This is a genomic window from Wolbachia pipientis (assembly GCF_030373985.1).
Classification (GTDB): domain Bacteria; phylum Pseudomonadota; class Alphaproteobacteria; order Rickettsiales; family Anaplasmataceae; genus Wolbachia; species Wolbachia pipientis_D.
Map to the genome: position 1 here is coordinate 71,451 of NZ_JAUCRB010000003.1, position 15,750 is coordinate 87,200.

The 15,750-nt window shown below is 34.9% G+C and carries 12 protein-coding genes and 1 pseudogene; 10 read left to right on the forward strand and 3 right to left on the reverse strand.

The window, feature by feature from the left end; genetic code table 11:
• Window positions 1-506: 506 nt before the first annotated feature.
• The 7 genes from QUS22_RS03450 (at window position 507) to thyX (ending at window position 5,387) form a co-directional block, all read left to right on the forward strand.
• Window positions 507-707 (forward strand): hypothetical protein, encoded by a 201-nt coding sequence (locus tag QUS22_RS03450; RefSeq protein ID WP_289513606.1) that lies wholly within the window; start codon window positions 507-509, stop codon window positions 705-707.
• 125 nt (window positions 708-832) lie between these two features.
• Window positions 833-973, forward strand: coding sequence for a hypothetical protein (locus tag QUS22_RS03455; RefSeq protein WP_289513607.1), 141 nt, complete (start codon window positions 833-835; stop codon window positions 971-973).
• A 73-nt stretch (window positions 974-1,046) separates the two neighbouring features.
• Window positions 1,047-1,226, forward strand: coding sequence for a hypothetical protein (locus tag QUS22_RS03460; RefSeq protein ID WP_289513608.1), 180 nt, complete (start codon window positions 1,047-1,049; stop codon window positions 1,224-1,226).
• Between the two features lie 115 nt (window positions 1,227-1,341).
• Window positions 1,342-2,610, forward strand: a complete 1,269-nt coding sequence (proS, locus tag QUS22_RS03465; protein WP_289513609.1) for a proline--tRNA ligase — start codon at window positions 1,342-1,344, stop codon at window positions 2,608-2,610.
• Window positions 2,607-2,978 (forward strand): holo-[acyl-carrier-protein] synthase, encoded by a 372-nt coding sequence (locus tag QUS22_RS03470; protein WP_289513610.1) that lies wholly within the window; start codon window positions 2,607-2,609, stop codon window positions 2,976-2,978. The genes proS and QUS22_RS03470 overlap by 4 nt, the downstream gene beginning before the upstream one ends.
• A gap of 246 nt (window positions 2,979-3,224) precedes the next feature.
• Window positions 3,225-4,514, forward strand: coding sequence for a UDP-N-acetylglucosamine 1-carboxyvinyltransferase (locus QUS22_RS03475; protein ID WP_410543820.1), 1,290 nt, complete (start codon window positions 3,225-3,227; stop codon window positions 4,512-4,514).
• A gap of 9 nt (window positions 4,515-4,523) precedes the next feature.
• The gene (gene thyX, locus QUS22_RS03480) at window positions 4,524-5,387 is read left to right on the forward strand and encodes an FAD-dependent thymidylate synthase (protein ID WP_289513612.1); all 864 of its coding nucleotides are present in this window, start codon (window positions 4,524-4,526) and stop codon (window positions 5,385-5,387) included.
• Between the two features lie 72 nt (window positions 5,388-5,459).
• On the opposite strand, the gene QUS22_RS03485 is transcribed toward thyX, so the two are convergent.
• Window positions 5,460-8,624, reverse strand: coding sequence for an ankyrin repeat domain-containing protein (locus QUS22_RS03485; RefSeq protein WP_289513613.1), 3,165 nt, complete (start codon window positions 8,622-8,624; stop codon window positions 5,460-5,462).
• A gap of 180 nt (window positions 8,625-8,804) precedes the next feature.
• Between QUS22_RS03485 and priA the strand changes: the two genes are divergently transcribed.
• The 3 genes and pseudogenes from priA to QUS22_RS05515 all read left to right on the forward strand — a co-directional run bounded on the left by priA (window position 8,805) and on the right by QUS22_RS05515 (window position 13,050).
• Window positions 8,805-10,841, forward strand: coding sequence for a replication restart helicase PriA (gene priA / locus QUS22_RS03490; protein WP_289513614.1), 2,037 nt, complete (start codon window positions 8,805-8,807; stop codon window positions 10,839-10,841).
• 366 nt (window positions 10,842-11,207) lie between these two features.
• Window positions 11,208-11,795: a recombination mediator RecR gene (gene recR, locus QUS22_RS03495; RefSeq protein ID WP_289513723.1), complete on the forward strand. Its 588-nt coding sequence runs from the start codon at window positions 11,208-11,210 to the stop codon at window positions 11,793-11,795.
• Window positions 11,796-11,810: 15 nt separating this feature from the next.
• Window positions 11,811-13,050, forward strand: a pseudogene (locus tag QUS22_RS05515) (P-loop NTPase fold protein).
• Window positions 13,051-13,090: 40 nt separating this feature from the next.
• On the opposite strand, the gene QUS22_RS03505 reads toward QUS22_RS05515, so the two are convergent.
• Entirely contained in the window at window positions 13,091-14,257 is a 1,167-nt protein-coding gene (locus QUS22_RS03505) for a hypothetical protein (protein WP_289513616.1), read from the reverse strand.
• 85 nt (window positions 14,258-14,342) lie between these two features.
• Window positions 14,343-15,683 carry a pyruvate dehydrogenase complex dihydrolipoamide acetyltransferase gene (locus tag QUS22_RS03510; RefSeq protein ID WP_289513617.1) on the reverse strand — a complete coding sequence of 447 codons (1,341 nt, stop codon included), beginning with the start codon at window positions 15,681-15,683 and terminating at the stop codon, window positions 14,343-14,345.
• Window positions 15,684-15,750 lie beyond the last annotated feature (67 nt).

Sequence of the window (15,750 nt, forward strand, 5' to 3'; positions counted from 1 at the left end):
TGTGAAATGTTATATAACAAATTGTACATAAATTGTTGACAAGTATGATAATTTAACTATTATCGTCAATATTGTATAAGCTAGCGCGGTAAAAATGCATACATCCAATCTTGGGTTTTTAATTGCTGTTCTATAACTACCTAATATTGAGTTTAACTAGCTGGTCACTATCATTCTTATGTTATTGCAGCAGTTTCTGGCTCTGGTGTAATTGCAATAGTTCCTTTAGTAACTTTTGCTGTTTCCACGGTTGTTGTGCTAATTTCAGTAGCATATCTTATAAAACTAGCTGTTTCTAGAGCTGATAATAAGAAAGAAGCAAGGTTCTGGTAAAGAAGAACCTGATCGGTAAGCTAACCCAACAAAAGAGCTAGCAGAAGAACTTAGTCGACTTCTCAGCCAGTCATGTTCTGTGTCTCAAGAATCAACAGAATGATTTGTGCATAATACTAATCTGAAAAATAGGCTAAGTAAGCCTATTCCTACACCGACTCAAGTAGCGCTTGGTGCACAACCAAGCAAGTGTACCACTCCCATTGCTACAAGGTGCTGCGCTACCTCCGCTGCCACTACCTCTACAGCATGCGAAGCGGACCGGTCCGCTTACAGGGATGAAAAATACAAAAGAACGTAAAACTGATGATTCCAGTAAACCTAAGGTTGAAAATAACATAGATGCTTTATTTGCAAATGTAAAGAAAAGCTAATGGAAAATCGCTGAAACAATGAAGTGGAAAAGCTTCTGGTAAAGAGCAGTCAAGCAATAACGGGAGTAAGCAAGGTGGGATTTTAAGGGGCCTGTCCAGGACCTTTAAGGAGAGGAGAAAGGCAATTGGATTTTCAGATAGTGAAGATGAGTGTGATTAATGGGCTTGCTAGCGATGATGATTGGGGTGATAACGAAAATAGATATACAACATCTATAGATCTCCAACTATGGAAAAAGAAGCAGGAGTCTTGGAAGTGGTTATAAATCTGGTGATGATGTAAAATCTAAACCCACACCTCTGCCACATTTTGCACCACAGGCAGAGAAACTGCCGCTATTGTCCAAGCCTGCTGATTTACAAACAAGGGTTAAGGCTCCCTCTGAAGCACAAGTGAATAATGTGGACCAAGTGAAAAATGAGGTGCGAGGCTCATCTCCTTCTTCTGTTAAGGATTGTTGTAAAATATTTGGGGAAAGGGCTGCTAAATATGAAAAGCAATTGGTATTAGTACGTTAATTACAATTAAATTGCTGTAGAACATTGAGTGAAGACACTCTTACCTTCTTTTTTAAAATAGTTTACCTACAGATCTGATTGTATTAAAATTGCTTAATATAATTAGATCTATCAAATGCGCCTGTCTAAATATTATCTGCCAACTTTAAAAGAGACTCCTGCTGGTGCCGAAATCGTTTCCCATAAATATTTGTTACGTGCAGGTTTAATCAAGCAGACAGCGTCTGGCATTTATTCTTGGTTACCGCTTGGTCTTTCAGTGCTTAAAAATATTGAAAACATTATCAGGGATGAAATGAATAAATCTGGTGCAATTGAAGCATTAATGCCTTGTATACAACCAGCAACTCTTTGGCAAGAATCAGGGCGTTACGATGACTATGGCAAAGAGATGCTGCGTATTAAGGATAGGCATGAAAGTGATATGCTTTTCGGGCCGACGCATGAGGAGGTGGTAACTGATTTGATTAGAGATGCGGTCAAAAGTTACAAGAACCTGCCACTTTGTTTATATCAAATTCAGTGGAAGTTTCGTGATGAGGTTAGGCCTCGCTATGGTGTGATGAGAGGTAGGGAATTTTTGATGAAGGATGCGTATAGTTTCGATGTGAGTTACGAAAGTGCAATGGATTCATACAATTTGATGTATAAAACCTACATAAAGATCTTCAAACGCATGGGACTCACTCCAATTGTATTGAGAGCAGACACTGGACCGATTGGAGGAAATTTAAGCCACGAGTTTCACATACTGGCAAACACTGGCGAGAGCACTTTATATTATGACAATAAAATTTTTAAGTTACTAGAAAGTGAAGATATTGAAAGTTTAAAGAATATATACGCAGTTGCAGATGATATGCATGATCTTAAACTTTGTTTTATACCGCAAAAACAGTTAAATATTAGTAAGGGTATTGAAATAGGGCACATTTTTTATTTTGGTGATAAGTACTCAAAGCCAATGAATGTAAAAGTCACCTTACAAGATGGGAAAAATGTCAATATACATATGGGCTCGTATGGCATTGGAGTTTCAAGGCTTGTTGGTGTAATAATAGAAGCTTTTCATGATGATAAAGGAATTATCTGGCCAGAAGCGGTGGCTCCTTTTAGAATTGGTTTAATCAATTTGCAAACGAAAGCGACAGGGGCTGCAGATAGGATATACGAAGCTTTGAAAAGCGATAAAGTATTTTACGATGATACGGAAGAAAATGTAGGAGTGAAGTTTGCTAGAATGGATCTTATAGGTTTACCATGGCAAATAATTGTTGGAAAGAAAGCAGTAAGTGAAAATATAGTTGAAATAAAAAATAGAGCAACTGGGGAAGTAGAGGAAATGCGGATTGAGGAAGCAATAAATCGCTTTAGCACGAAATGATACGCGGTATCGGTATTGACATAGTATATATACCAAGAATATTAAAAATACTACAAAAGTATGGAGAAAAATTCCTCAATAAGATCTACACTAGGCAAGAGATAGAGATAAGCAGGGAATACGAAAGCCAAGAAATGCAAGCGAGATATTTTGCTAAACGCTTTGCAGCAAAAGAGGCTTTTGTTAAAGCGCTAGGCAGTGGATTCAGTTTGGGCATTACAATGAAAGATATAGAAATATACAGCGATGTAAGAGGAAAGCCACATCTTACTGTCAGCAAGGATTTTATTTCCAAAGATTACATGTTACATCTTTCTCTAAGTGACGACGGCGATTACGCTACTGCGTTTGTTATAATTTGCGGCTAGCTTTAAAAGACTCTTTTTTGTATCCTGTTTTCTTGTATAACGAAAGCAATTTGGGTTAACTTTAAACTTGTCATTTTGCCTATTGGAAGATTTATGGCTATGTTTGCCTTTTGCTATTGATTTACTATACTTGTTCAGTAAGATCTCTAACTTAATTAAATGCATAAAATACTAGTAAAGAGTACTAATAGACCTTTGATTGGAAAAATCAGGATTAATGGTTCAAAGAATGCTATTTTGCCAATAATGGCTGCAAGTCTATTGAGCAGTTCTTTAGTAACTTTACATAATGTACCTGACCTTATTGATGTGCATCTAATGTCTGAGTTGCTCGAAAACCTTGGAGCAAGGGTAAACTTTGTACACAATAAAAATTGCAAAGCAAATCATACTTTGGAGATTAATTGCAGCAATATCAACAATCATGCGATATCACATGAAACTGCAAATAAGCTGCGAGCATCTTTTTTAATGCTAGGTCCGATGCTTAGCAGATTCGGCAAAGCGAGAACGGTATTTCCTGGAGGCTGTAACATAGGGAAGCGTCCTGTTGATATGCACATCAGAGCATTAGAAGCAATGGGAGCCAGAATTGAGATGGATGGTTGTAATATAATTGCAACGACAAAGGGAAAGTTGCAAGGAAGAGAAATAACATTTAAAAAAATAAGCGTTGGCGCGACAGAAAACGTGATAATGGCTGCAACACTTGCAGAAGGAATGACAATAATAAACAATGCTGCAACGGAGCCGGAAGTTCTGAGTTTAATAGAGTTCTTAAGAAAAATGGGAGCGGATATTAATATTCATGATAATAAAATAGATCTCTCTGATATCATTTCAGCGCGTGACGCTAAAATCTATAATAAATCCCAATGTCAAAGCACTTGGATGACAGAGAATTTTGCAAGAGGTCTAATAACAATAAAAGGAGTTAAGGCATTGAACGGGTGTGTCCACAAAATAATATCAGATCGCATAGAAGCCGGTACGTATGCACTTGCTGCTGTGGTAACTGGTGGTGAACTGATGTTAGAGGAAATAAATCTATTTGATATAAGATGCATTGCAAATGAATTAGAGGCTATGGGAGCTAGGGTCGAATTACATGACAAAGGCATTATTGTTTCCAGAAGAAATTGCTCTATTAAATCTATCAACGTTGCAACAGATTCATACCCTAACTTCCCCAGTGATATGCAACCACAACTTATGTCTGCAATATGCATTGCTGATGGGATATCAATCATTGAAGAAAACATTTTTGAAAATAGGTTTACACATGCAAGTGAATTGAGAAAGTTAGGCGCTAAGATTAGCATAGAGAAAAATAAAGCTATTATAAGTGGGATAAAAAGCTTGTCTGGGGCTAATCTATATGCTACTGACCTGAGGTCAACAGCAGCTTTGGTACTAGCTTCTTTGGTAGCTAGTGGAGAAACTGAGATAAGCAACTCACATCATTTGTGGAGAGGATATGAAGCAATGCACGAAAAACTCAATTCGTGTGGAGCTGATATCTCCATTTCATCTTGAGGATATGTTATGAATGAGGAACGTTATTCAACTAAACGGATCACAGTAAAAGAAATAGATGAAATTTTATACGAGGAACATAGAGTATTAGATCATGGATTTATTCGAGTAGTCGATTATATGGGTTCTGATGGTGCTATAGTTCAAGCTGCTCGTGTTTCCTATGGAAAGGGAACAAAACAGATAAATCAAGATGAAGCACTTATAAAGTATTTAATGAGACATCACCACACAACTCCATTTGAAATGTGCGAGATTAAGTTTCACGTGAAACTTCCAATTTTTGTTGCAAGGCAATGGATAAGACATAGAACTGCAAATGTGAATGAGCATTCAGCAAGGTATTCAATACTTGACAATGAGTTTTATATACCAAACCTAGAACAGGTTGCAAAACAATCTGATAATAATAAACAAGGTAGTGGTGAAACTTTTGACTTAGACACCTCAAAGGAAATAATAGATTCTTTGATAAATGACTCTAATTTAGTGTATTCTCATTACAACAAATTTATTGAACAGGGTCTCGCGAGAGAAATCGCCCGGGCTAACCTAACACTTAATTACTACACACAATTTTATTGGAAGATAGATCTGCATAACCTTCTTCACTTTTTGAAGCTCAGGGCTGATAAGCATGCCCAGTATGAAATCAGAGCATATGCGAAAGTTATGTTGGATATAATAAAAAAGTGGGTCCCACTGGCTCACAGTGCTTTCATAGAATATTGCTTGGAATCAGCTTGCATTTCAAGAACTGGTCTGGGGGTAATTCGCAAATTAATTAAAGGGGAAAATGTTACTAGAGAAGAAAGTAATATTGGTAAAAGAGAATGGGACGAACTGATGTTTCTACTTGATAGAAAATCTTAAAGATAAAGATATACGCGTCAATTTCTTCTATCAGTTAATTCTCATTTGCCAAATTGAATCTAGTCTTTTACATCACATTAACTCATTACTTTTATAGAACATTTCATTGAAATCATCCAAAGTTCCAAAATCCTGATTTTTAATGAATAGATGATTATTTGTAACATAAGCTTCAGAAAGAATTATCGGCTTTCCATCAAGCTTAGAATTTTGTATATAAATGTTATTGTACAGATCAATCATTTGATCATAATTGTATTTTCCAGCGGTATACTGACTGCTTAAGTTTTGATAAAAATTATCCATGTCTTGATCTTGAGCCTCCAGCACTGCCTTATACTTTCCCATTTCGAGAGGTTCGCCTGTTTTTATTTTCAGGGGATGTTGTGCATTTGCAATGCTGTTAGGATCTTCTACTTTATTATCGAAATTGTTATCCATATTTTCTATCACACTTGTCATAACAGTTTCTTGTTTATCTTTATCAATTATCGCTCTCTTTTGCTTCGATTGTTCTTGCTGTTCACCATGTTGATCCTCATTACTTAAATCAATAGTTGGTTGGTTAACTTTCATGTCCTTGTGTTGTGAATACTCTTCACTGCTTAACTGCACCTTAACCCATTCCTTAAACTCCTGATCACAGCTTTTCAGTTCAGCCAGAAAATCCTCAACTAATTTATTACCTTGAGATCTATCGTGATATCCATAATTAGAAAGGCTCTTTAGTAGATTATCAATCAAATCCGGATGCTTATATTCAAGAAACTTTACTACTTGTTCTGCTTCTGAATAATAATGTTTACCTTGATAATCATCACGTAGTATTTCATCTGGTTTAAGATCTTTATTTATTATTTCAACCAAAGCCTCTTTATCTCCGTGATCATTAATATGTCTGCCACTTTCTAAACCAGCAACATAGTTAGCAATAGCTTCGTGCATTGCTTTTGGTAAAATATAACTTAAACCAAGATTTGCAAAGTGCATTGCATGTCCTATCTCATGCTCCAATGTATGCTGATTTAAATTTCCTTCACTATCTAGGTAGACATAAACGTCAACAGCATTTCCTTTGCTCAAATCAATCATTTTTGTATAACCATTAACGCCATTACCGGCATCTAATCCAATTTTCTTCAAGTACTCCTTAAAATCATTTTGAGTATTAAATATATAAGCGTTAATCTTTATATCGTGGCCAGAGATGTTAAAAGCACTCTTAAAGTTCTGTACAGCATCTTTAATACTTTTTTCTACCATATTCAGCTTGTTACTAGCCAGATCATATTTAATATTTATATTAATTGTATCAAGAGATATAGTTTTATTACGTGAAAGGTTTGACATTACACTATCCATGTAATTTACTATTTCTACCTGTCCTTGCTGTTTAGCGTAAGCAAGAGGTGTACCATCGCACGCTCTTTTAATATAAAGGTCAGCACCATTATCTATTAAACATTTTACCATGTCTAAATTTCCACGTGTAATAGCTAGGTGTATTGGAGTATAGTTATGAGTAAGATTTATGTTTGCGCCGTTTTTAATTAAATAATCTGCTATCTCTATATGACCTTTATTGACTTTCACATTCGCAGCTACGTGAAGAGGGGTATTATTCCATGTATCTAAAACGTCAAGCCTAGCACCATGGTCTATTAAAAATTTTACTGCAGCTAAATTTCCATCTTCTGCAGCTTTGTGAAGAAGGGTTCTACCTATACTATCTTGTTGGTCTAAATTTGCACCTTTGTTTATCAAATATTCTGCTGATTTTATATATCCGCGTGTAATAGCTATACCAAGAGGATTATTATATTTGCCTAAGTTAACGTTAGCATTACCTGTTTCCACTAGAAGTTTTATCATTTTTTCATCATTATTCATAACAGAATAAAAAAGCGGAGTGAGCCCATGTTTATCTTGCACATCCACTCTGGCGCCTTTATCTATTAAAAGCTTTACCTCATCGAAACGCTTACTAAAAACAGCTTTATGTAGAGCAGTATAACCCATAGAGTCTTTAGCATTTAAATCATCATTTGAAAATAGTTTTTGAATTAGCGCTTCCGATGCAGAGCTTTCCTCGAGCTCCACAACCGTTATTTTCTTGCCCTCACTTTTTGCTTGAGTGCTTACTGAATTACTGACTTTTTCTTCTTCGTCGTTTTCTTCACCTGCTCTTTTCCCCCTAAACTTGGCTTCACTTGCTACCACAACTTCTTCGTCTACTTGCTCATCATTAATTGTAAATTTAGTGTCTACCTGGTTGCTATCTTCCTCCAATTCATAAGATACTTTTTCAAGTAGTTGATTATCGCTAAAAAGCTGATTCTTAGTATCGAGGTATTTAGCATAGCTATCGGAATTAAATTCGTTTATTGAATAAAAACCGCTTTCAAGTTCAGGATAGGAGCTTCTATTGAGAACAAAAAATAAATCGTTGTGATCAAGCAGTATATCATAACTGGAGCTATCACAATGCAAGAATTCACTATCTTCATATTCTGCTATATAGTATTTACTTGAATCAAGGATTACCTCCTGCCCATCACGTTGTAAAATTACTGCTGAACGTCCATCACCTATATCATGACCTTTCACCACTTTAAACAAAGTAATTTCACCTTTTTTTATGAGCCCTTCTAATTTTTCATTCTTTTTATCCAGTTCTTTCTCTGCTTGTCTCTTCTCTCTTATCAATTTCTCCCCTTTTTCAGCAGCTTCATTTTGCAACTGTAAAAATATCTCTTGTGTGGTTAAGTTATTTGTGTTGCTTAGGAAATTATCCAAAACGCTTGATGCAATTGGTGACAATTCACCATGATCATCAAATACTTTTTCCTTTGCCTTATCATAATGATGTGGGTTATAAATTACAGCTAAAGGATAAAAGCCATAATCTATAATTGATGTTCCGTCGGATGATAGTTCAATTGAGAATCTATAGTAATTAAGTGGAAGATTGGAAGTTAAAAATCTGCCATCATTACTCTTAACGTATAGCTCACTTCTACCGTAGTACCCACCATATTTATTGTAATAAATGTAAAAATTCTCATGATTAAGATCTAAGTAGTTATCTAGGTTATCAAATTGAATTGTACTGCTAAGTTTTTCACGTAAAAGATTTTTGCTTTCATCTCCAAGCTTTATACGTGCAGAAAAATAATGTCGATCTATAGGTTCACCTTTTTCTATTTTAAAAATCAAAGTAATTGTATCATTAACCATTAGTGTCCTCCATATATTATGTAAATTTATAATATCTATTTCTATGTTTGTTAATTGTAAGGGCTGTACTATAAAAAATGTATTAAACATTAAGATTTTTTCTATATATGTTTTTTTTCTGATTTGTCCGTGTTGTTAAAAGTTACAAGCTTCCGAAAATAATGCTAAGCTTAAGTTGCCATGACAAGAATAGTTGACGTATTATTACCACTTCCAATTGATCAGTTATTTTCATATGCAGTTGAGGAAAATACTGAAATTTCAATTGGAGATTATGTAGTGGTGCCATTTGGCAAAAAACGTTTAATTGGGATAGTTTGGAAATGCAGTAACAAGAGTGATAGAAAACTAAAGTTTATTGAACAAAAGATCAATTTATCGAGCATTAGGCCAAAATTAATCACATTTGCAGAGTGGGTTGCGCAATACAATTTAATACCTATTGGTATGCTTGCAAAAGTGATAATGGGAGGAGTGCTAAAAGTCAATCTCATAGATAAATTGGTTTGTGTTGAGAAAAAACAGGAAACAAGTGAAATAAATTACCAATTAAATCCTGAGCAACAAGTAGCTTTCGATAAAATAGTAAGCAACTTGAATGAATATTCTGTGACTTTGCTTGATGGTGAAACAGGATCCGGTAAGACGGAAGTTTATTTGTCTGTGACTGCAAAGTTAGTTGAAACTGTAAACAATGCACAAACTTTAATCCTCCTGCCTGAAATTGTTTTAACTTCGCAATTAGTAAATCGTATTCGTGGTCAGACATCAAGAAACTTAGTTGAATGGCATTCTGGGCTTACCCAAAAAACTCGCAGGAATAATTGGCTCAATATAGCAAACGGAAATATGCAGATAATTATTGGTGCACGATCAGCACTTTTTTTGCCTTATAGAAACCTGAAATTAATTATTGTTGATGAAGAGCATGATTCATCCTTTAAACAAGAACAGGGAATTATATATAATGCTCGAGATATGGCAATAATCCTGGCCAAAATTGAAAACATTCCAATAATTTTATCGTCAGCAACCCCATTACTTGAAACTGTTTATCATATTAAAAGCGGAAATTACAATCACGTGAAATTAAACAAGCGATTTGGTGGTGCGGAATTGCCACTCATTAAAGTAGTGGATATGAGAAACAACAAGCAATGGATTTCCAATGAACTTTTTAAAGGCATTAAACAAACCGTTGAGAAAAAACAACAGGTTATGCTTTTTTTAAACCGTCGAGGGTATGCACAACTTGTAGTTTGTAAAAAGTGTGGATACAAAATTACCTGCTCAAATTGTGCCGTTTGGCTCGTATATCACAAGAAGAAAAATGCTCTTTTGTGCCATCATTGCTCTTATCAATTAAAACTCTCAGAAAAATGCTCTAATTGCCAAGGTGAACAGTCATTGTCCCTTTATGGCGTGGGAATTGAAAGGTTACTTGAAGAAGCAGTAAAATTAATACCAAACACAAAAACTGCTATTATAAGCAGCGATCAGAAGTCGGTTGATAGAATCATTGACTTAGTGTTGAAAGAAGAGGTGAACATTATAATCGGTACGCAAATAATTGCTAAAGGGCATAATTTCCCCAAATTAACTTTGGTCGGGGTAATAAATGCAGATTTGAGCCTAAAAAATGCTGATCTGAGGGCAGCAGAAAAGACTTATCAGTTATTGCATCAAGTTGCAGGAAGATCTGGAAGGTTCAATGAAAAAGGAATGGTTATAGTGCAGACCGATAACCCTGAAAGTTCAATAATAAAGGCATTGCAGCGTCAAAGAAGGGATTCATTTTATGAAATCGAACTTGAGTCAAGACTCGAAGCCAAAATGCCACCATTTACTAGGTTGATAGCGCTTATAATTTGTGGTAAAAATCAGGTTGCGACACAAAAAGCAGCGAATGAAATAGTGAAAAACATATCATCTCTTCTTTGTGATCCAAATAGCAGACACTGGGATCCAGAACAAAATGTGTGGATTCCAGAGTCATGCACTGGAATGACACTATACAGGAAGGAAATAGAAATTCTTGGTCCATCGCCAGCGGCTATAAATTTCTTAAATAATAAATACAGATATAGGGTATTGCTAAAAATACACAATAAACGTAGTCTATCTGTACAAAAAGAGCTGAAATGTTGGATCAAAAATTGTAACTTAAATTCCAATATAACAGTGACAATAGATGTGGATCCTGTGAGTTTTTTTTAATGGATTTGTTGCAGTATATTAATACAAAATTGGGCTTTTATAAAAACCGTAGGCGCCAGATGGTTTTTAGCTAAAGTCAAGTATCTGGAATTTTAGGCACAGAATCTCTTATATGAAAAAGATTCAGAAAAAATGCAATATAAATGGGGTGGAAATGCATATGCACTTGCATACTACTTGCAAAGATACTCTAATACTTCTACTGTCGTTATAATGAGGTTTTAACTATATGGAAGTAATTTTTTTCGTTAGAGTAAAAAATTTTTCTATAGCTAATCACAGTGAGATTAAGTAAAATTTACCCCTTTCTTTGTAAAGGGTTTGATGTTACCATTTGATGGCCTATTCTAAATTTATTGAATGAATATTAACATAAAAAATTTAGTTCATGCCTTTTCTAAATTGCCAAGTTTAGGGCCATCATCATCACGCAGGTTGGTTATACATTTATTCCAAAATAAAGAGAAAGTTATGCTACCGCTTGCATCTTTAATTAAGGAGCTAGCAGATCTTATAATAGGGTGTGAGCTTTGCGGAAATCTAGATACTAAATCACCTTGTTCAATTTGTACTGATCCAAAGCGGGACACTAAGTTAATATGCGTAGTAGAAGAATTAGGCGATCTATGGGCGTTTGAAAAGGGGAGCATATATTCAGGTATGTACCATGTTTTGGGTGGTAGGTTGTCTGCAATTAATGGTATAGGTCCAAAAGAACTTAACCTTGATACTATCCTGGAAAGAGTGACAAAATCTAAAGTTGAAGAGATAATTATCGCAATTAATCCAACATTAGAGGGCCAAGTTACCGTACAGTATATAATTGAATTGCTGAAGAACTTGGATGTGAAAATATCGCGCCTTGCTTGCGGCATACCAATGGGTGGAGAAATTGATTACCTAGATGAAGGAACACTAAAAGCAGCTCTCGCTTCAAGGCAAGAATATGAGTGAAATATAAAATGGGATATGTGCTTAAGAAAACTTGTATCGTTAATAACATTCAAAAAGAAAGAAGTAGTGCAACCACTTGAAGTGATGGCTTGAGAAAATGACTGCCTAAACCATAAGCAATTTTCAAGCAAATTCAACACTATAATTAAAACAATTAATAAGTCTTTTACAATGATATCTTTTGGAGGATATGATGGGTGGGGTAAGACATTTTTTCTGAAAGAGTAGGTAAAAGAGTTAAAACAGCAAAATGAAATTGCGGCTTATTATAGCGCATTGGACATCAATGCATTGGACCAACCACTTCCTTCTTTTTTAAATTTCTTGTTTGAGGATTTATTTGCGTCATATGAAGTAAAAAGAAGCGTTATACAGCAGTTCAAGAAAATAACATCAGGAGCTATTTTCTTTAAACACACTAGGAAAGCTAATCAGTAAATTTCCACTTGCTATGTTTCCTGTATTGCTTGAAGCCACAAAATAGGCCGATAGGAAAGATATTAATTCTGTACTGAGAGAGTTGAATGTTCTTCAAAGAAGAAAAGAAAATATCAAGGCTTTTAAAGCACAATTAATGAAGGTAGTTAATAGAATCAGAGGAAACTAAAATATCTATATAATGGTGGATGACCTTGATATATGTAGTCCTAAATTTATTGTTGATTTTTTAGAGTCCATAAAATACATGCTTAACATAGATGTACTGGTCTTCATTGTTTCTATCAGTAGAGGTAAGAGTAATGTGCATGAGGCTATTAGCACGATACTTGGACAAAATTTTGATTTAAGATCTTTTACTAGTCTATCTTTACATTTGCTAAAACAACCGGTAGGAAGATTTACGCAAAAACTATTTCAAGATGTCAAATTTCCGAAAAAATCAAAAAGCTTAATTATAGATAGTTTTCTATTCTATGTAAAAAGTTTATCATTGTCATTGAAAACAATAGAATATTGTGTAAAGAAAATAAAGCTGTGTTTTTTAAATTATACAAAAGCAGGATTACTTGCTCTAAATTTGCTTGTATTTTTGGTGGTACTACGATCGATAAACATTGACTTATATGAGAAGCTAGGTTTTTCATATCAAACAGCATTGGAAAAAATTGAAGATGAGTATAAGCCCATAATTTTTAACCATATGAATGGTCAAGAAAAATGGGAAAAGCTTAAAATTTTTTTTGAGGCTACTTTTAGAGAGAAAGGATCAGAGTCAAGTAAGACTGTAAAGCAAGTGAGAAATATCCTGCTTTGAAAACACCCCTGCTTTTGATGCGCAAAAGCAGGGGAAACACTTAGCAACTACGGCTACCTTGCTCAATTTGTTTAATCAGCTCCTTAACTTTCGCTCCATAAACTTCTGATGAAGGTTCTTGTTTATATGAAATATCAGGTCTGATATCTTTTTTATCATTACTATTAGTAATAGAGCACACTGCAGTATCAAACTTTATATGCTTAACACTTGGATCCGATTGAAATCCGTGCTTTCTCTCGATCTTAGGCACACTACATAAGAGTGGGCGAATTTTAAACCTATCTGGACTAACACGCTTTTTATCTTGATAGATCGGATTCCAATTAAGTGGATTGTAAGTTTTTTTGCTAATCTCAAACTTTTGGTTATTTTGCTGCTTGGGAGAAAAATCAAGATTTTTTCTTTCTTCCTTGCTTAGTGTTTTGGGGAATTTTGTGTTTTCTAATTCGTCCCCTGCAGCTGATGATACTTCACTCCTTTGTGGTGCGAGGCATGGAATAGAATCATCAGTTGCTTGTGCTTGGTGCAAATCAGAGCTTTTTTGATGGTTATCCTGCTCAAATGAGTCATCAAATGCATTGACATTTTTGTACATTAGCATGGTTTCCCTCAGTGTCTTAAAAGGGTTTAGCTTTTGTACCTCTTTTTCTTTTTTCATCATGTATTCAGAAAGAGTAGGCTGATGTTCAGTGACATTATCCGGAATAATATAGTACTCTGGATTTGCAAAGGTAGCTTCCTTTTTCTTCTTAACATTAGGCTCTAAAGCAGCAGAACTAGCTTTTTTCTTTAGATTTGATTTGTTGAGGCCGTTACCAACATGGTTTTTTCTTACTGTAGTGTGAATAATGCCTGGAAGTTTTACTTCATACTTAAATTGTTTATTGAGACTCTCATTAGTTTTTGCTTGAGTATCTGTTTCATAAAGTATGCCTTGCAAAGATTTTGATTGCGCAACTGCTATTTTTGCCTTATGAAGTTTTGGAGGCACAGGTGGAGATATCATGCCTTTTGAATTGACTTTTCCTTCATTAGGATTAGAAGCAAGTTTAGGTTTTGTTACGTCCTGTAATCCGTTCTGCGACGATAACTTAGTTTTTGATGTTTTTGGAGGCACAGGTGGAGGTGTCATGCCTTTTAAATTAATTTTCCATTTATTAGGGTTAGGAAAATTTTTTGAATTATTGTGTATTATATTAGTCATATTTTTACCTCTAAAACTATTAACTAATGCGATTATAAACTTAAGGACATTAATTTTATAATAACAATGCTAACAGGCTAAATGTCTATGCAGGCTCAATAAGCATCACAAAAGGATTCTCTATATAATACTTAAAGGCGTTTACAAATCTTGCTCCTAATGCTCCATCAACTGTTCTATGGTCAACAGAGAGGGTTACTGTCATTACTTCTGCTATCTCTATTTTTTCATTTGTAACAACCGGTTGCTTTCTAGATGCACCAACAGCCATTATGCAAGATTGCGGCGGATTGATTATGGCGCTGAAAGCCTTTATACCAAACATACCTAAGTTGGAAATAGTAAACCCTCCTCCTTGAAATTCTTCGGGCCTTAATTTTCCAGATCTTGCTCTGCTTACTAAAGCTTTCACTTCTTTTGAGATAGATAAAATGCCTTTTTTATCAGCACTTTTCACCATAGGAGTGATTAGCCCATCTTCAAGTGCTACAGCGATTGAAATATCTACATTTGCATACCTCAGTATCTTATTATCTACCCACGAAGAATTTATATCAGGAAATTTTTTCATGCTAAAAGCAGCTGCTTTTATGATTAAATCATTGATTGTCACTTTGTTATTTTCGTCTGCTGAGTTAATCTCATTTTTGAGCGATATTAGCTTATCAACTTGGCAATCTACAGTTAAATAAAAATGTGGGACACTCTGTTTAGATTCAATAAGGCGCTGCGCTATTACCCGGCGAATGTTGCTTACTTCAATTATAGTATCTTCACTTGACTTTTCACGATTTTCAATTTGTATATTACCATCTAGAAACTCTAATACGTCAGCTTTAATGATACGACAATATGGACCTGTACCTTTTAATCGCCTTATATCAACACCTTCATTTTGAGCTATTTTCCTAGCTAATGGGCTTATTTTTGTTCTACCTTCTTTATAGCCCTCTGTCACCCAAGTTGCTTGACTACTTGAATCCATACTTTCTTTTTTCCTGGATTCCAACGTCACGCGCTGGAATGACACCGAAGAGTGGCCAGCTGGCTTTTCTTTTAAACTTTTGTGTTCTGATTTTTGATTATCAACAATACCTTTTGTTGCTTCCTTCATTTCCTTTTTAGTTTCATTCTTGATAGAAGATGAAGCATACTTATCAAGTATATTCCTGTCTTCTCCTTCTTTCAGCATTAGAGCTATTGGTTGATTTACAGGCACACCGCTTGTGCCTTCTGTCACTAAAATTTTTGCCAAAACCCCTTCATCCACTGACTCAAACTCCATTATGGCTTTATCAGTCTCTATTTCAGCGATTACGTCGCCCACTTCAACTCTATCTTGCTCTTTTTTACACCACTTCACAATTTTCCCGCCAGTTTTACTCATTGTTGGAGAAAGAGCAGGCATTAATATTTCTATAGGCATCTATTGTAAGTTAAAAATCTATTCAATTTTTAATTTACTCTTTATCTTAATCTTATGTCAATCTAAT